We start from the raw sequence: 17,927 nt of genomic DNA, 5'->3' as shown, positions 1-17,927 counted from the left end.
AAAGAGTCTCAAAATTGAGATTCTTTTTTTTATCAAACTAGTAAGATTAAAGAATATGAATAAAAATAAAATAGGCTTTCAAAGATTAATTGCCGTTTTTGGAGTTATTTTGTTCATCGGTAAAATTATCGCCTGGAAACTCACTAATTCCGATGCTGTTTTTTCAGACGCTATGGAAAGTGTCGTGAACGTTATCAGCGCATTTATGGGACTCTATTCACTCCATCTGGCCGCAAAACCTAAAGATGAGGGACACCCTTACGGACATGGAAAAGTTGAATTCGTAACTTCCGGAATAGAGGGAGCGCTAATCGCCATTGCAGGTATTATGATCATCTACGAAGGTACCAATAGTTTAATCGTCGGTAAGACGCTTAATAAAATGGACTGGGGAATTGCAATCATTGCTGCCACTGCAGTGGTCAATTATCTGCTGGGCTATATTTCCATTAAAAAAGGGAAAGCGGATAACTCATTGGTTCTGATCTCTTCAGGAAAACACCTTCAGTCTGATACCATTACCACTCTTGGAGTTGTTCTTAGTTTAATTGTTGTTTATTTTACAAAGATCTATTGGCTAGATTCTGTAGTTGCCTTGGTGTTTGGAGCCTATATTATATTTGTAGGATATAAGATCATCCGCAAGTCTTTAAGCGGAATTATGGATGAGCAGGATCCCGAGATACTGATCCAGATTGTTCAAGTTCTTGAAAACAACAGAAAAGCAGAATGGATTGATGTACATAATATGAAAATCCAGCAATTCGGAGCTTCGCTCCATATCGACGCACATATTACGTTACCATGGTATTATAGCCTTCGTGACGCCCATAAAGAAATGGAAAATGTGATTATCCTCCTGGCAAAAAATATCAACCGTACCATTGAATTTAATTTTCATATGGATGACTGCAAAACGATTTCATGCCCGGTCTGCCAGATCATGGATTGCCCAGTCCGCGAAAGGGATTTCGTAAAAAGAGTGGAATGGACTACAGAGAATATAACACTGGAGGTTAAACATACTGCAACATAGACTGATATATCTAAGCTCTTTTTAATAATTGTTGCCTGTAATAAAACATAGGAACAATAAGAAGTATAATCAAAGGCTGGATCACAAACCTTCTTATATAGAAAGAAAAAAGATATCCCACTTCAAACCTGTCATGAATACAGTAAAGATAGATGGGAAAAGTAATAAGAAAAATTATAGTAATCAATACTCCACCCTGCAGGGTCCAGGTTTTATTTTTAAATAAAAAATGAATAATAAGGCAGGAAAAAAATAAATTCAGAAGAAATCTTAGGAAATGCCCAAGAATCAGCTTTCCCCAATCAAAAGCAGGAAAAGCAATAGTCTTATCGGCTTTATGAAAATACTCAAGAAAAGGATCATAAAAGATCTTATTTTCAAATACCCGTACACTCATAAGTCCCGCAACTCCAAGTATCACTAAAACCCAGTTAAGTATTTTCATTCTTTAAAGCAAAAAATTTAATCCAAACAAGCCACAGGATAACTACCGTTCCATAGATCACAGCAGGAAAAAGAAAATCATGGGCCATCTTTTCATACTGCTTGTAATCACTGACCAAAAGATTAATTCCTACGATCCTAAGAACATTGATCACATAAAGTATCACAAGGCCGATCAAAACAAAAATAAATGTTTTAGCTCCTTTATAGAATGCAAAAACAAAAGACACGAAAAGAATCATTACGGAAATTGCATTACATCCTTCAACCATTCGTGTAACGTAAACATTCTTTACATAAAACCAGACCTGTTCTTTTTCAACGTCATTATACAGCTGTGTAGGATATTTCAAGATATTCTGAATATAGCTCACCTGTTCAGCAATCATCCTTGAAAAAGGATCCAGCCCCGTTTCCTTGTAGCTGTTCAGATAAAACTGATAACCCAACAGCAACACCACATAAATGATGATGAACCTCAACAGAATACTTAAAACCGGCTTAAAATCCTTTAGCATAATACAAAGATAAAAATTAGACTCTAATTTAGTATATTTGTTTCCATATTATGACTTCTGAAAACGCACAACGATTTTTTGAAAACCATATAGGTAAAAAATCTTCTGAGTTCGTCACATTGGCTCAAAGCGGATCCGCGAGAGTGAATTTTCTGGCGCAGGCAGATAACAAAAAGTATATTATTACCTATAATGAAAATATTCAGGAAAATGAAAGTTTTTTTTATTATTCAAATATTTTCTCTCACTTACACCTCAACACTCCTGCTATTCTTATTATTTCCGAAGACCGGAAAACATATGTTCAGGAATTTTTAGGAGAACACACCCTCTCCGAAATTATTGCAAAAGAGGGTCTTTCCGTGAAAGTAAAAGCCATGGTCAGGCAGACTTTAGAAAAGCTTTTTCAGTTACAAATACGGACAAGTGGGGAAATAGATTTTACCAAAACATTTGAATATGAGAATTATGACGAACTTCCGGTCATCCACGATTTGTATTATTTTAAGAATTTCATTGCCGATGTCCTGGAGCTGGAATATCATAAGTCAACCCTACTAAAAGAATTCAAAGCCATAGCCTCTCTTATTGAAAGTCTTGAGCCAAAAGGAATAATGATACGGGATTTTCAGGCAAGAAATATCATGGTTAACGAAAATAACGATGTTTCCTTCATTGATTATCAATCTGCAATGAAAGGCCCTCTTATCTATGATGTTATTTCCTTTCTTTTTCAGGCTAAGGCAAACTTTCCCGAAGATTTCAAAAATGAAATGTTAGAATTTTATATTCAGCAATTTGAAAGTGGACAGACACAACATCAACTAAGAAACTCGGTAAAACCTATTCAAATGATGAGATTTCTCCAGGTTCTTGGTGCATACGGTTTTAGAGGTCTTATTCAAAGAAAGCCACATTTTATATCAAGCATCAATCAGGGGATTGAAAACGTGATCCGTTTCGCGGAAACTTGGGAAGGTATAAATGAATATCCTGAGCTCAAAAAATTAATACAACAATTAGATCACGAGAAAGTACATTTAAAAATAAACACAATTTTAAACCCGTAAAAGCCTTAAGAAAATACATCTAAATCTTAAAGGGTAAATAAAAAATATATACTTATGTTACACATAGACATCCACAGTTTTTCATACAAGAAAGGAGGAATTCCCAAAGACGAAACCGGTAATGGTGGAGGTTTTACTTTTGATTGCAGAGGAATTCTTAATCCCGGAAGAATTGAGGAATATAAAAGTCAGACAGGAAGCGACAAAGGAGTCCAGGAGTTCCTTGAAAATGAAACCGAGATGCCACGATTTCTGGAATTGGTAAAAGGAATTATATCCATCAATATTGATAATTATCTTTCCCGGGGATTTGAAAATCTGCAGATTAATTTTGGGTGTACCGGAGGACAGCACAGATCGGTATATTCAGCAATAAAAATAGCCGAATTTATCAAAGAAAAATATCCTCAGGGAACTGAAATAAGCTTACATCATGATGAGCAACATCATCTTAATTCATAATTGATAAACGATCAATTATATAAATAATTAATGTACTCCGTGTATGTTTTAATAATCATCTACCCATTATAACAAATGAAAGCTCTAATCTTCGCTGCCGGTAAAGGAACACGCCTCAAGCCTTTTACAGACCATCATCCGAAAGCCCTGGCAAAAGTAAATGGAATTCCACTACTGGAACGAAATATCAAATACCTTAAAAGTTTTGGAATTAATGATTTTGTCATCAATATCCATCATTTTGGAAATCAGATCATTGATTTTTTAAAGGAAAATAACAACTTTAATTGCAATATTGAAATATCTGATGAGCGTGAAGAATTGCTTGAAACCGGAGGTGGTTTAATTTTTGCTAGAAGATTTCTTGATCATGGAGAAGATTTCTTAATCATGAATGCGGATATTCTTACCGATATTAATATTAATGATCTTGTAAGTTATCACAAAAAGATAAAAGATTTTGCTACTTTAGCCGTCTCGGACAGGGAAAGCTCGAGAAAATTACTTTTCAATGATGAAATGGTTTTAAGAGGCTGGCTAAACGTACAAACCGGAGAACAAAGGCTTGCAGAATTCAATAAAGGATTTAAAGCATTGGCTTTTAGCGGTGTACATTGCATTAACCCTTCTATCTTTGAAAAAATAAAAAGAACAGGCAAATTTTCTGTTATGGAAGAATATCTGGATTTAATGCAAACCGAACATATTCATGGATTTGTACACAATAATCTGCTGATAGATGTTGGAAGACCAGAATCTGTAAAAGAAGCCGAAAAACATTTTAAATAATTTTGCAATGGAAATGGATGGTACCAGAGACGAAAGTTTAATAAATCCGGAATTTGATGTTAATGAAACAAAACTACAAAACAGTTTAAGACAAAAAACCTGGGACGAAATCATTACTAAGGATAGCTGGATGGTTTTCAAAGTAATGGCTGAATTCGTAGACGGTTATGAAAAATTAGCTAAAATAGGCCCTTGTGTTTCCATTTTCGGGTCTGCAAGATTAAAGCCCGAAAGCAAATACTACGAAATGGCCGTAGAAATTGCAGAAAAAATAACGAAAATAGGTTTTGGTATCATTACAGGAGGGGGTCCAGGAATTATGGAAGCGGGAAATAAAGGAGCCTTTAATGCTAAGGGTAAATCTATCGGCTTAAATATAGATCTTCCTTTTGAACAGCATTTTAATCCTTATATCAACAAATCCTATTCGATGAATTTTGACTACTTCTTTGTAAGGAAGGTCATGTTTGTAAAATACTCCCAGGGATTTGTTGTAATGCCAGGAGGATTTGGTACCCTGGATGAACTTACTGAAGCTATCACGCTGATCCAGACGAACAAAATCGGAAAGTTCCCTATTGTTCTGGTTGGGTCTGAGTTTTGGAGAGGACTGTTAGATTGGTTTAAGGCAACTTTACTAAAAGAAGGGATGATTGCTGAAGACGATCTTGATCTTTACAGAGTGGTAGATACTGCGGATGAGGCTGTAGCACACATTAAAGCATTTTACGACAAGTATGCGGTCAACGTAAACTTCTAGTTGGCATATTATTTGTCACTTATAACGAACAATTATGATTGTAAATTTATTAATTAAGATGAAAAAACTTTTATATATATCAGGAATTTTAACATGTTTTATGTTAATGAGTTTTATGTATGTAGACTTTTTCTCTTCAATGACTAAGGTTGATTATATAGATGGAAGCAAAACATTGAAGTTCACCACGAAAATGAATACGAGTCATATTTCCGATGCTATTAAGATAAATCCGAATACAGCAGGTTTTGAGGCAGAAGTAAAAAAATATGTCAATAATAATTTTGATGTGTACGTCAACGGCTCTCCAAAAACAATAACATTCACAGGAAGTCAGGTAAGCGGAGAAACTGTATGGGTATATTTTGAAACCGGAGGTGTTTCAGATATCAATACCTTGAAAATAAAAAACACGATCCTTCTAAGCGCCTTTCCAAAACAGAGTAACATTGTTACTATCTCGTATAAAGGAAGTCAGAAAGTAATGAATTTCCAACGAGGGAAAGAAGTGAACGAAGTATCTTTTTAAAGAGTTAATTTAAATTATGAAAGCCACTACATCTGTAGTGGCTTTTTTATTTAGAAATTGTAGTTTTTTAATTACCCACTACTCTAACATTGTCTAACTCCCAGGTGGCAGCAGCCGATGTTGTGGAGGTATATTTAAATGCAATTGAAATACTTTTATTAACATAGGTATTAAGATTAATATCTCCGGAATAAGTCCAGGTATTAAACGCAGCCGCATTTGTATCCAGTATTGCAGATAAAGGCACCCAGTTTGTTGTCGATGGATTTCCGGTGTAGTTTTCAGTAACAAAAACTTCAAGTGGGTTACCATTATATCTTGCGTCAGTTTCAAATGATAAAGCTGCCGAAGTAAAGCCCTGCAAAGAAATTGGTTTAGAAATCAGCCAGTCCTCATTAACATTATTACCTCCGGAAAAACCATTCATCACTACACATGGTTTTGGATTTCCAAACTGCTGAATATTCCATACCTGCGCTCCTGTGATACTTACAGCAAACCAATTATCATCCAGACTTCCATCAAACCCTTCAAAGAAAAACCTTTTCCCCGTAAATTGTACATCGTTCAAACTTCTGATCAGCATTTGCCATGAAGAATTATAGCGGCTTACTACAAATGTCAGTTCCCCTTTTCCTTCAGGAATCAAAGCAGAGCCAGAAGTAAAAAACCCTGAATTTCTAATATTCGTTGTATTTCCAAAGACATCCACGATACTTCTATCAGTATCTACTCCTGCACCACCTACATAATCTATGTATTTCTTACCCATCTCAGAAGCAGAAAACTGAACATTCGGAACCTTCACCAGCATATTCAGATAATTAGCATCCTGGGCCAACTTCAGATTCGCCAATTCAAGAGGCTTTAACGTAGCAATATCAAGTCCGTTTCCATTACATACCCCAGACATATATCTGCTCAGTAAAGGTCCCGGGATTCTTCCTATAGCATAAGTATTATCCACGGAGCCTATCTTCACAACTCCTCTGTCAAGCCCAAGTCTTAATCCTTTTGCATTAATTCTGATATGGGCTCCTACAGGGAAATCAGCATAATTATTTGCTCTATCTACTTCAATTTGTAATCCCACGGTAGGATTTTCAGGTTTATCCTGAAAAGAAATCGTTTTATAGAAATTGCCGTTTTCATCTGAAGATACTACATAACCATCGAAAATCTGGTCCGTATTGATGAGAATATAACCACTCGACGGAGCCTGGGCTTTAAAATCAGCCATAGTCATCGTAACCGCTGGAAATTTATTCGTGCACTTAACGGGTGGAGTTTCCCAATCATCTTTTTGCACGCAAGATGTAACAGAAGCTGCCAAAACCACTCCCATTACTATACTAAAGTATTTTTTTATATTCATTGTTGTTGTTTTTAATAATGGATGATAGAAATTAAAATCTAAGCTGAAGGTTAATGAAATAAGATCTTCCCTGTGTATACCAGTATTTTGGGCCAAATAAAGTAAACTCCCTGTCTGTATCCTGAACAAAATCCGGGAATTTGGCATTTCTTGTTTGCTCAAAGCCTCCGGTGATATACCTCTTATTGTTCAAAATATTATTAACCGAAGCTGAAAGCAAAACGTAATATTTACCAATGACCCAGGATTTTCCTGCATTAGCATTGATAAAAAATGAAGAAGGCAGCTTATTGGGTTGCAACACTCTTCTCAGTTCAGATTCGCTAAGATTAATATAAGGAGTTGAAGAAACATTATTCTGAACAAATGATTCTGTCCTTATCAGAGCGGATGGATCCAAATGATTATCATCAAAATAATTCCAGTTGGCACCGAACCACCAGTATTTGGGAGAATTATATCTGAACCCCAAAGAGTAAGCCTGCTGTGGAGTCCCTCCCTGACGATAATTTTTAATGTAAGCCTTTCCTAAATTCATATAAGAAAGTCCATTAGAAAAAATACCTGAAGCGTCGGAAGCAAAATAGGTAACAGGATCATTCTCATAGGTAAACTGTCCAAGGCTTACTAACCCCTGTAGTGATAATGTAGGAATAATCTTTACGTCTAACCCCAGCTCTGCCCCCATATTTCTTCTTTTAACGTCGGTCATTACCTGCGTTACAAATGCACTTTGTACAATAGTTTCATTTCCCTGGTCATCAGAATTACTTAACTGAATACCATCAGCAAAAAACCTTTGCACGGTGGTTTCATTGCTTGTGTTCACCAAGTATCCCGTTAACCTCAACTTAAGAAACGGTGAAGAAATAACATAGCTGATATCATTGGCATTGATTACCATATTCTGAATATTAGGCGCTACAGATCCGTTTACTCTGGGATTGATAAAGAGATCTTCCAGATAAGGAGCCTGCGAATAATATGCTCCATTGTATACCAGAAAGTTCCTGCCATTCAGTTTATAAATTACCTGACCTTTCAGTCCATAATTCCAGTAATTGTAGTCCTGTCCTTTCCCTTTAGAGTCTTTATACAAATAATGATTGAATAATCCTTCCCTGCTGGATGTTGAGTAGCCTGCAAGAGCAGAAACAAATACATCAAATTTTCCGGTTGCAAATTTTAGTCCCGGATTCACCTTAACTTCCTGTCTTCTGAAAATATAATCGTAAGTCATTCTGTCTCCGACCTTTTTCGTTACATTCTCTTCCCCATCATTGAACAATCCGGATTTTCCCGGTTGATTGGTTGCCGCAAACGGATCCCGGTTTAAAACAAAATCAGCACCTAAAAGATCCTTAACTTCCCTGTATTGTTCTGATTTATAATTTTGATATGATACATTCAATAGGAACTTAGTTGTATCATTAAAATTGTGGATAAAGTGTGTTGCTGCATTAAAAATCTTATCATTACTTACATCATCAACCAGATAATATAAAGCCCTTCGTCCCGTCTGCCCGTAATACGTTCCTGCCGCCTGTTGTCCATTCCTTTTGTAAAGAGCATCCCAATTAAGCTGAGTAATTCCCGGATCTCCGGAAGTCCAGGCTGCCAGAGATGTCTGATATGCGTCCTGGGCAGTCGTCATCGTTCCACCAGGTCCTACAGCAACCGATGCATTAGGGTCTAAGGAATCATAATAACTTGGCAAATTCCTGTAGTATGTAGGTGACGGATTTTGTACATTCTGCCAGTCTAAGCGCGAGCCTCTATCCTTTCCAAACTGATACGAGACAGAAGTCCAGAGACTTGATTTCTTGTCAATTTTCCAAAAATCCTGTATTTGGAATATCGGTTGAAAACCCTTTCTCACCCTTTCACTTCTTTGTTTACCGTCCTGATATCCCCAATAGGAATTATAATGTACTCCTCTGTAATCATATACTTCCTGTGTACTTGGGCTTGCTGTCGATCTTCTATAAGGAGCTCCAATAAAATTGAAGGTCATACTATGCTTGTCATTGAATTTCTTTTCAATACCCAAATAAGCTCCATATGCATCGTAAAATGTTCCTTCCTGAATTCCTTCTTCCGCCCATCTTCTTGCTCCCATTACTGTAAATGCCCACCCGTTTTTATTCATCCCGGAGCTATAGCGTAGGGAGGTCCTGTTTCTGTAGTTTCTATTGGTAAGAGATTGTGTAAACTGAAACCCTTTCCTGTACTCACTAGCCTTGGTATTTTTGTAAATGACCGAACTATTTCCCCCAAACGCGTATTCTGACGGGGAATGGTTCGCAGAAATTTCAGGGTATCTCGTCACTTCATTAAGTCCTCCCCAATTTCCGAAATCTACGTTTCCGTTATCAGACTTGATCATAGAAACTCCGTTTAACATAGTTTCTCCCATTCGTCCGTCAATTCCTCTGGGCCGAAACCAGTAAAAACCTAAATCAAACGCTGCAATTCTGCTGAATACATCCTGGGATGATTGAAGAAGTCCAACCGTGGAGGTCTGGCTGCCGCTACCGTCGTCGTCATTATCACTGTCTATGATAGCCAATCCCTGATCAACATTAGTTAAATTAGAATACAGGGTAATAATCCCCAAATCTTTCCTCTTTTCATCATGAGTCACATCGAACTCCATAACTTTGGTTTCGTAATTCGATTTTGTAATAACAATCTGGTAATGTCCGGGCTGCAAATCGACAAATTGAAAGTAGCCAATCTTGTCTGCCGTAACATCATTTTCATTCCCTTTTAAATCTACTTCTGCCCTTTCAATAGGTTTTCCATCTGCATCTTTTAAATAAGCAAACACAGTTGTCTGCGCGAAATAATAAGAAGCCGGAAGTAAAGTAAACAAAGAGACTAATGATAATTTTTTAATCATAAGCAAATGTATTTTTTATAGTTTTCCCTTAGTTTTCAACGCGTTAAAAAAGTAGGGAAATATAAATTTAACAAATTTTTATAATCTGAAATACTTTTAAAATTATGTTATCTTAATATTGCGGCTTTGTAATGCATCCGGCTAAACGCTCCGTTCAATTATTTTAAATTTACTTATATTTAAAGATGAAATGAGTTATAAATCAATTGTCTACTTATTAATCTTGACGCAAAATGAAAAAAAATTTAAGCCTTTTTATGTTCCTTTTATCAATGTTTACCTTTGCCCAGCAAGGCCAGCTAAGAAAGGTAGCGGCAGTAGGTTTTTTGAATGTGGAAAATTTATTTGATACTATACCTTCAGCTGATTATATTGATGGCACTAAAGCAATAAACAATCCTGCATTTCATCGGAGTATCCCATTAGATTCAATCAGATTTCTGGAGGCTGAAAAGTATGATGGCCCATGGAGTGATGGCTTGTTAAAAGGGAAAAAAGCAGTGAGATATCAAAGCGGCTATGAAGAATTCACCCCCAAAAGCTCTAAAAACTATAATGCTAAAGTTTATAAAACCAAACTTGCCAATGAAGCAAAGGTCATTTCTGAGCTTGGGTCTCAGTATACAAAAACAGCTCCCGCAGTTGTTGGTCTTATAGAAGTGGAAAACAGGCAGGTAATTCAGGACCTTATCAAAGAACCCGCTTTAGCTAAATATGATTATGGGATCATTCATTATAATTCTTACGATTACAGGGGAATTGATGTTGCATTGATCTATCAGAAGAGAAGATTTACTGTTACGAACTCTTTAAAAAAGGAATTAAAAATTTTCAATGAGACCGGAAAAAGAGAATATACAAGAGACATCCTGGTGGTAACAGGTTTTTTAGACAATGAAAAAGTAGCTTTCTTTATGAATCACTGGCCTTCCCGAAGAGGAGGAGAAGCGGTCTCATTACCTAAGAGAAATGCCGCAGCAGTACTTCTGAAACAACAAATGGACAGTGTACGAGCAGCAGATCCTTCTACTAAGCTATTTGCAATGGGAGATTTTAATGACGACCCGGTAAGTTCCAGTTTAAAGAATCACTTAAAAGCTGTAGGCAATTCAAAAGATCTGAATGACAACACCCCCTATCTGAATCTGATGCATCCTCTATACAAAAAAGGAGTTGCTTCTCTGGCGTATCAGGATGCACCTAACCTATTCGATCAGATCATTGTCTCCAAAAACCTTATTTCCGATCAGGTAACAAAAGAGTACTCTGTTTACAGGGCTGAAATTTATGCTCCCGCATATCTCGTCAATAAAGAAGGAAACTATAAAGGTTATCCTTTCAGGTCCTGGAATGGGGATCAGTTTACCGGAGGATATAGCGACCATTTTCCAGCATTTGTTATTCTTCAGAAGGAACCCTAACTAAAGTACTTTTTGCGTAACTTTATAAGTATGAAAAATCTGATTTTAATAGTATGCATATTTTGTCTGCCTTTTAGCTGTTTGTCTCAGGACAAACCTAAACCGGATAAAGAGAAATCTGAGATAAAACCGGCCAAAAATGACGATGGAGAGTGGGATATCACTGTATTGGATACTCAATATGATTATTTTTTAAATGCTATTGCAAAACCGATGAGCCAATACACAGAGTCTTACTTAAAATCAAGAAATATAATTCTGGTCAGTGAATGGAATTCCTATTATAATACAGGAAGATATAGGAATGTAATCGAATCGTCGATCAGCTATGATCCAAAAGAAAATTACGGATTAAAGTTTGAATACAAACTTTACCAGGTTTTCGCTTACGTTAATTGGAAATACGGTTTACGAATGAACGGTTTAAGCGGTAGTGATGTCACAAGATATTAATAAAAAAAGGATCAGAAAAATTTCTGATCCTTTTTTTATTTTTATTGGAAACGATCAACTATTTGTTGAATAATTCCTCTACTTTATCCCAGTTTACTACATCGAAAAACGCTGTAACGTAGTCAGGTCTTCTGTTTTGATAGTTTAGGTAATAAGCATGCTCCCAAACGTCTAATCCTAAAACCGGAGTTCCCTTAACATCTGCCACAGGCATTAATGGATTGTCCTGATTAGGAGTAGAAGATACGGAAACTGAACCGTCTGCATTTTTAATCAGCCATGCCCATCCTGAACCAAATCTTGTTTTAGCAGCCTCAGAGAAATCTGTTTTAAATTTATCAAAACCACCATAGTTTTCAATAGCAGCCTTTACATTTCCTACAGGTTCTTTGCTTCCTCCCGGAGTTAAAATTTCCCAGAATAAAGAATGGTTAAAGTGTCCTCCTCCGTTATTTCTTACTGCAGGCTTATCTGTTCCTGTTTTGCAGATTTCTTCTATTGTTTTTCCAGCCAGGTCCGTACCCTCGATTGCTTTATTCAAATTATCTATATAAGCCTGGTGGTGCTTTGTATAGTGAATTTCCATTGTTTTCGCATCAATAGTTGGTTCTAATGCATCGTACGCGTATCTTAGTTTTGGTAATTCAAATGACATAATTTTATTTTTTAATGTTATATTTCAAAGTTAGCCAATAATTGACCGATTATCAAAAATAGCGTATTATTTTAATAAATCTTTAACATTGATATATTATATTCCACATCCTGTTTAAAAGTAAAAAGCACAGATTATGAAAACCCGTGCTTTTTATTTAACAATATTAAATTAATCTATCTATTCATAGACATCAGGAATTCTTCGTTATTAAGAGTTCCTTTGATATTTTTATTAACGAATTCCATGGCTTCCACAGGATTCATTTCAGAAAGATATTTTCTAAAGATCCACATTCTCTGAGAAGTTACTTCATCCAGAAGAAGATCGTCCCGTCTTGTACTGGAAGAAACAAGGTCAATAGCAGGATAAATTCTTCTGTTGGCAATTTTTCTATCCAACTGAAGCTCCATATTACCTGTACCTTTGAATTCTTCAAAGATAACCTCGTCCATTTTAGAACCTGTATCAATCAATGCTGTAGCGATAATTGTCAGGGAACCACCACCTTCAATTTTTCTGGCTGCTCCGAAGAATCTCTTCGGTTTATGCAAAGCATTGGCATCAACCCCTCCGGAAAGAACCTTTCCAGAAGCCGGCGTTACCGTATTGTATGCTCTTGCCAATCTGGTAATGGAATCTAATAAAATAACAACATCATGGCCGCACTCAACCATTCTCTGAGCCTTTGCCAATACAAGATTAGCAACCTTAACGTGCTTTTCTGCTGCTTCATCAAATGTAGAAGCAATTACCTCTGCATTTACACTTCTTTCCATATCTGTAACTTCCTCAGGACGTTCATCGATAAGAAGAACCATCATATAAACTTCAGGATGGTTAGCTGCGATAGAATTCGCAATGTCCTTAAGCAACATGGTCTTACCTGTTTTAGGCTGCGCAACGATCATTGCTCTTTGCCCCTTTCCGATTGGAGCAAACAGATCTACGATTCTCGTAGAAATGGTTGAATTGTTTCCTGTAAGGTTAAATTTTTCTTCCGGGAAAAGAGGTGTAAGGTATTCAAATGCTACGCGATCTTTGATAAATGCCAGATCACGGCCATTCACCTCCGTAGGTTTTAATAAGGAAAAGTATTTCTCACCTTCTTTTGGAAGCCTTACGATACCTTTTACTGTATCTCCAGTTTTTAATCCGAAATTTCTGATCTGTGCAGTAGATACATATACATCATCCGGAGAAGAAATATAACTAAAATCTGAAGAACGTAAAAACCCATAATTATCAGGTAAAATTTCTAACACACCTTCTATACTTACCATTCCATCAAAATGGAATTCTTTTTTAGATTCGTGTTGCTCTTCCTGCTTATCAGAATGTCTGTTTTGATTCTGATTATGGTTATTTTGGTTCTGGTTCTGATTTTTGTGAGAGTTTCCACCGTTTTGTGGATGGTTCTGGCCTTTCTGAGGTCTGGCCTGAGCTTGGGGATTACTTTGCTTTTCTTCTGCCGGAGCAGATTCATGAGTATCTGTGTTTTTTTGTACTTCCGTCCTTTCCTGAGCAGAAGCTTCAGTGGTATTGGTATTTGGAGTAACCCTTTTCCTTTTTTTCTTTGCTTGTGGCTGCTGTGAAGCAGTATTTTCTTCTGTAGTTGAAGTAACTTCTTCCTGCTTTGGAGTTTCAGTGACAGTTTCTTTTTCTTCTGTTTTTTCTTCAACCTTTGTTGCTGTCTCTGATGGCGTTGGAACCTTTGCCTCCGTTTTAGGTTTTGCCGTCCTCTTTGGGGCGGCTTTCTTGGCAGGAGCTTTAGTTTCTTTTTCCACCGTTTTGTCTTCAGTATTCATACTGTTCTCTGTGGTGTTGAAATAATCTTTTGTAACTTTAGGGTTAGAAGCTTGAAAATCAAGAACAGCAAAAATTTTATCGTTTTCAGAGCTGTTTCTTGCAACCTTAACGCCTAAATCCTTTAAGATTTTAGTCAATTCCGTTACGGATTTTGACCTTAACGTTTCAATGTTAAACATATGTATGTAAAAATGTAATTAATTGTGAGTAAGAAAAGTAAGTCCGGTGACTTTTGTTTTCAAGTACATTGTATAATGCAAATCTACACTTATTTTTGAATTGTGCAAAATTTATGTTATTTTTGCCAAGAATTTAATATTCAATGCTACAAAGAATACAAACTATATGGATTTTTCTGGCAGTTTTAGCTGCTGTTTTTCTTTTCATCACAGGACAAGATGTTGCTGTATTTGGTAACATTCCTGTAGTAGACAGTGCATGTATTGTACTTGTTTTAGTTGGATTACTAAGTGTATTCAGCTTTAAAAACAGAAAAAGACAAATTTTGCTGAATACAATCAGCATCATTATAAACGCTTTGTTGATTGGTGTATTGGCTTATTGGCTACTAAATTTATCCGGAGGAATTCAATTTCCTGAGAAGGGTATTGAGCCTGTTTTTCCATTAATCGCGATTATCTGTTTGTTTATTGCAAACATATATATCCGTAAAGATGAGAGGCTCGTAAAATCTGTAGACAGACTTCGATAACCTTACAACGATTTTTTGAGTAAGAACAGCTTCTTTTGAAGCTGTTTTTTTCTTTTAGACCAAGATTAAGTTTTCAATTTCTGTATTTCCTTCTTACCTCTCCATATTTTTTTTTAAAATCAATGCAACATTTTCTATGTTTCAACGACATATACTTATATAACAGGACTCCAATGAAAAAATTAACTTATCTCGCATTCTCGTTTTTCTCAGTAATTACCTTTGCCCAGGAAGTTCAGAAAAGTACAGTAACAACTGTTCTTTCCACACTGGCATCTGATGAAATGAAGGGCCGGGAAATCGGGACCCCGGAAAACGACAATGCCGCCCAATATATTGCCAAACTTTTTAAAGAAAACAACTTAGAATACTGCACCGGGAACTCTTACCTTGTCCCTTTTGATTATAAAGGGAAAACCGCTTATAACGTTTGTGGTATCAAAAAAGGAAAAAGCGACAAGTATTTAGGCTTTTCAGGACATTTCGATCATATCGGCACCAGTAAAAAAAGTGGTGATAACATCTACAATGGGGCAGACGACGATGCAAGCGGAATTACCACTCTTGTAGGAATCGCAGATTATTTCAAAAATAAAACTCCTGAATTTTCAATGGCATTTATTGCTTTTAACGGAGAAGAGAAAGGAATGTTAGGTTCAAGGGCGATTTCAACTAACAAGGATCTTGATCCTATTTATAATAACATGTCTGCCCTCTTTAATTTTGAAATGGTAGCTACGGAATCACAATTCGGGAAAAATGCCCTCTTCATGACAGGTGATGAATTTTCTGATCTTGATGAATTGTTTAATCAACATGCAGCAAACGGCTTGAAAATATATCCTGATCCATATGCCACACAACAGTTATTCTACAGATCCGATAACGTAAGTTTCGTTAAAAAGAAAATCATTGCACACTCGTTCTCTACAGTTGACATGACCAAAGCAACACATTATCACAATGAAAGCGACGATGTATCCGTAGTAGATTTCAATAACCTGACCCAAATCATCAATAACCTTGGGAAAACTTTTGAGAAATTAGGACCAAAGAATTTTACACCAAAATATAACGATAAAGTAAAATTCAATTAAGATCGTCTACTCTTTTAAAAATACCTAATTTTGCCTTTCCAATTTTTCATTAATGAACGAATATAAAAAAAATATTAAAATTCGCACGGCCTCACCAGAAATACATATATGGAAGTTTGTTTTTCAATATCCTGTATTCTGTGTTTCAGATAGCTTCCTTAGGAACTATCCTTCCGGTCCTGGGAATGCTTTTCGGAACAATAAAACCGCAGAAATATGAATCTGCACCTGTGTATTCAGGAGATGTTATTGATTTCTTTTCCTACATAAAAGACTATTCCAATTATTATGTACAAAGCCTTGTTACTGAGTATGGTTCGCTGAAAGTACTTGCATGGCTTTGCGTTGTCACTGCTTTTATGTTTCTCTTAAGAAATGCGTTCCGTTATTTCGGATCTTTTCTTTTAATTAATTACCGGGTGGGAGTTACCAAGGATCTCCGTGGTGCGATGTACCGCAAAATACTTTCATTGCCTGTGTCATTCTTTACCGAAAGCAGAAAAGGTGATCTGATGTCCCGTATGTCCAATGATGTCGGTGAAGTGGAAGGTAATATCTTAGGTAGTTTAATTGACCTGATCAATGCACCGTTTATGCTGATCAGTACTTTGATCACCCTTTTCTTTTTAAGCCCTGAAATGACACTTTTTTCATTACTTATTTTACCGGTAATGGGAACAATGATCGCTTTAATCGGAAAAAGCCTTAAAAAAGACTCTCATGAGGCTCAGCATGAATTAGGAAATATATTCTCTATCGTGGATGAGACCCTTAAATCATCAAAGGTTATTAAAATCTTTAATGCTGAAAAAATAATGGATAACCGATTTATGCAATCGATGCACAAATGGATTTCCAGCTCTATAAGTTTAGGACGAAAAAAAGAATTGGCTTCGCCAATGAGTGAATTCCTTGGCTCTATTACATTTTTGATCATTGCTTGGTATGGAGGAAAGCAAATCATTGTTGATCAAAGTATTTCCCCTGCAGATTTCCTTGTATTTTTAGGGATGTTTTTCCAGATTTTACCTCCGGCAAAAAGTTTATCTACTTCGATTTCCAATGTTCAGAAGGGAGAAGCTTCTCTGAAAAGGGTATTGGAAATTCTGGATGCAGATGTTAAAATCGAAGAAATTGCGGCACCGGTTTCTATTACAACACTTGAAAACAATATTGAATTCAGGAATATCGGATTCTATTATGACAAGGATAATGTAATTCTTAAAAACTTTAATTTAACGATTCCAAAGGGAAAAACAGTTGCTTTAGTCGGCCAGAGCGGAAGCGGGAAGACAACAATAGCCAACCTGCTTGCCCGTTTCTATGATGTTTCCGAAGGTGAAATTTTAATTGACAATGTTGATATCAAACACCTGAAGCTACAGGAGTACAGAAAGCTATTAGGAATGGTAACCCAGGAATCCGTTCTTTTCAATGATTCTGTTTATAACAACATCTTAATGGGTAAACCTGATGCTACCAAAGAAGAGGTTATCGCAGCTGCTAAAGTGGCCAATGCAGATACTTTTATTACACAGCTTCCAAAAGGTTATGACACCAATATCGGAGATGATGGTGGTAAATTATCCGGAGGGCAGAAACAAAGGGTTTCTATTGCAAGAGCAGTTCTTAAGAACCCACCGATTATGATCCTTGATGAAGCAACTTCAGCATTAGATACAGAATCTGAAAAGTTTGTACAGGATGCTCTCGAGAAAATGATGGAAAACAGAACCTCTTTGGTTATTGCCCACAGGCTTTCGACAATACAAAAAGCAGACTGGATCGTAGTGATGGAAAAAGGGGATATCGTAGAACAGGGAAGCCACCACGATCTGATCGCGAAAAGAGGTGTTTACCACAAATTGGTTGAACTCCAGAATTTTGATTAAACC

The 17,927-nt window shown here is 36.4% G+C and carries 17 protein-coding genes; 11 read left to right on the top strand and 6 right to left on the bottom strand.

The genetic code is table 11. The annotated features are described in order from the left end of the window. Positions 1-55: 55 nt before the first annotated feature. The gene (locus ACJ5H0_RS13795) at positions 56-1,036 is read left to right on the top strand and encodes a cation diffusion facilitator family transporter (protein WP_172282242.1); all 981 of its coding nucleotides are present in this window, start codon (positions 56-58) and stop codon (positions 1,034-1,036) included. Positions 1,037-1,046: 10 nt separating this feature from the next. Here the strand turns inward: ACJ5H0_RS13795 and ACJ5H0_RS13790 are convergent, their stop codons facing one another. Together ACJ5H0_RS13790 and xrtF are read right to left on the bottom strand one after the other, a co-directional pair. Then, positions 1,047-1,481, bottom strand: a complete 435-nt coding sequence (locus ACJ5H0_RS13790) for an exosortase F system-associated membrane protein (protein WP_172282240.1) — start codon at positions 1,479-1,481, stop codon at positions 1,047-1,049. Further along, positions 1,468-1,998 carry an exosortase family protein XrtF gene (gene xrtF / locus ACJ5H0_RS13785; RefSeq protein ID WP_411249942.1) on the bottom strand — a complete coding sequence of 177 codons (531 nt, stop codon included), beginning with the start codon at positions 1,996-1,998 and terminating at the stop codon, positions 1,468-1,470. The genes ACJ5H0_RS13790 and xrtF overlap by 14 nt, the downstream gene beginning before the upstream one ends. A 50-nt stretch (positions 1,999-2,048) precedes the next feature. On the opposite strand from xrtF, the gene ACJ5H0_RS13780 reads away from it, so the two are divergent. The 5 genes from ACJ5H0_RS13780 to ACJ5H0_RS13760 all read left to right on the top strand — a co-directional run bounded on the left by ACJ5H0_RS13780 (position 2,049) and on the right by ACJ5H0_RS13760 (position 5,608). Beyond that, positions 2,049-3,068, top strand: a complete 1,020-nt coding sequence (locus tag ACJ5H0_RS13780) for an aminoglycoside phosphotransferase family protein (RefSeq protein WP_411249941.1) — start codon at positions 2,049-2,051, stop codon at positions 3,066-3,068. A 54-nt stretch (positions 3,069-3,122) separates the two neighbouring features. Continuing rightward, positions 3,123-3,530, top strand: coding sequence for a RapZ C-terminal domain-containing protein (locus ACJ5H0_RS13775; protein ID WP_172282234.1), 408 nt, complete (start codon positions 3,123-3,125; stop codon positions 3,528-3,530). Between the two features lie 75 nt (positions 3,531-3,605). After that, positions 3,606-4,319: a nucleotidyltransferase family protein gene (locus ACJ5H0_RS13770; protein ID WP_345990959.1), complete on the top strand. Its 714-nt coding sequence runs from the start codon at positions 3,606-3,608 to the stop codon at positions 4,317-4,319. Between the two features lie 7 nt (positions 4,320-4,326). Then, positions 4,327-5,079, top strand: a complete 753-nt coding sequence (locus ACJ5H0_RS13765) for an LOG family protein (RefSeq protein ID WP_411249940.1) — start codon at positions 4,327-4,329, stop codon at positions 5,077-5,079. Between the two features lie 58 nt (positions 5,080-5,137). Then, positions 5,138-5,608 carry a DUF6702 family protein gene (locus ACJ5H0_RS13760; RefSeq protein WP_228457017.1) on the top strand — a complete coding sequence of 157 codons (471 nt, stop codon included), beginning with the start codon at positions 5,138-5,140 and terminating at the stop codon, positions 5,606-5,608. Between the two features lie 67 nt (positions 5,609-5,675). On the opposite strand, the gene ACJ5H0_RS13755 is transcribed toward ACJ5H0_RS13760, so the two are convergent. Continuing rightward, positions 5,676-6,983, bottom strand: coding sequence for a DUF5689 domain-containing protein (locus ACJ5H0_RS13755; protein WP_411249939.1), 1,308 nt, complete (start codon positions 6,981-6,983; stop codon positions 5,676-5,678). Positions 6,984-7,014: 31 nt separating this feature from the next. Continuing rightward, complete coding sequence (locus ACJ5H0_RS13750; RefSeq protein ID WP_411249938.1) at positions 7,015-9,885, bottom strand: carboxypeptidase regulatory-like domain-containing protein; 2,871 nt, start codon at positions 9,883-9,885, stop codon at positions 7,015-7,017. Positions 9,886-10,118: 233 nt separating this feature from the next. Here ACJ5H0_RS13750 and ACJ5H0_RS13745 point away from each other — a divergent pair, with 233 nt between their 5' ends. Then, the gene (locus ACJ5H0_RS13745; RefSeq protein WP_411249937.1) at positions 10,119-11,306 is read left to right on the top strand and encodes an endonuclease/exonuclease/phosphatase family protein; all 1,188 of its coding nucleotides are present in this window, start codon (positions 10,119-10,121) and stop codon (positions 11,304-11,306) included. Between the two features lie 30 nt (positions 11,307-11,336). Next, on the top strand, positions 11,337-11,759 hold the full coding sequence (locus ACJ5H0_RS13740; protein WP_411249936.1) for a DUF6146 family protein: 423 nt from the start codon (positions 11,337-11,339) through the stop codon (positions 11,757-11,759). Between the two features lie 58 nt (positions 11,760-11,817). Here the strand turns inward: ACJ5H0_RS13740 and ACJ5H0_RS13735 are convergent, their stop codons facing one another. Then, on the bottom strand, positions 11,818-12,414 hold the full coding sequence (locus ACJ5H0_RS13735) for a superoxide dismutase (protein WP_411249935.1): 597 nt from the start codon (positions 12,412-12,414) through the stop codon (positions 11,818-11,820). A gap of 176 nt (positions 12,415-12,590) precedes the next feature. Next, the gene (gene rho / locus ACJ5H0_RS13730; protein WP_411249934.1) at positions 12,591-14,402 is read right to left on the bottom strand and encodes a transcription termination factor Rho; all 1,812 of its coding nucleotides are present in this window, start codon (positions 14,400-14,402) and stop codon (positions 12,591-12,593) included. A 143-nt stretch (positions 14,403-14,545) separates the two neighbouring features. Between rho and ACJ5H0_RS13725 the strand changes: the two genes are divergently transcribed. From ACJ5H0_RS13725 to ACJ5H0_RS13715, 3 genes are all read left to right on the top strand, one after another. After that, positions 14,546-14,935, top strand: a complete 390-nt coding sequence (locus tag ACJ5H0_RS13725; protein WP_273650435.1) for a DUF4293 family protein — start codon at positions 14,546-14,548, stop codon at positions 14,933-14,935. Positions 14,936-15,108: 173 nt separating this feature from the next. Further along, the gene (locus ACJ5H0_RS13720; protein ID WP_273650434.1) at positions 15,109-16,032 is read left to right on the top strand and encodes a M28 family peptidase; all 924 of its coding nucleotides are present in this window, start codon (positions 15,109-15,111) and stop codon (positions 16,030-16,032) included. A gap of 131 nt (positions 16,033-16,163) precedes the next feature. Next, positions 16,164-17,924, top strand: a complete 1,761-nt coding sequence (locus ACJ5H0_RS13715; protein WP_411250352.1) for an ABC transporter ATP-binding protein — start codon at positions 16,164-16,166, stop codon at positions 17,922-17,924. Positions 17,925-17,927 lie beyond the last annotated feature (3 nt).

This window comes from Chryseobacterium proteolyticum, assembly GCF_046591535.1.
GTDB classification, from domain to species: Bacteria; Bacteroidota; Bacteroidia; order Flavobacteriales; family Weeksellaceae; genus Chryseobacterium; species Chryseobacterium proteolyticum.
This window is presented reverse-complemented; position numbering and strand designations above follow the sequence as displayed.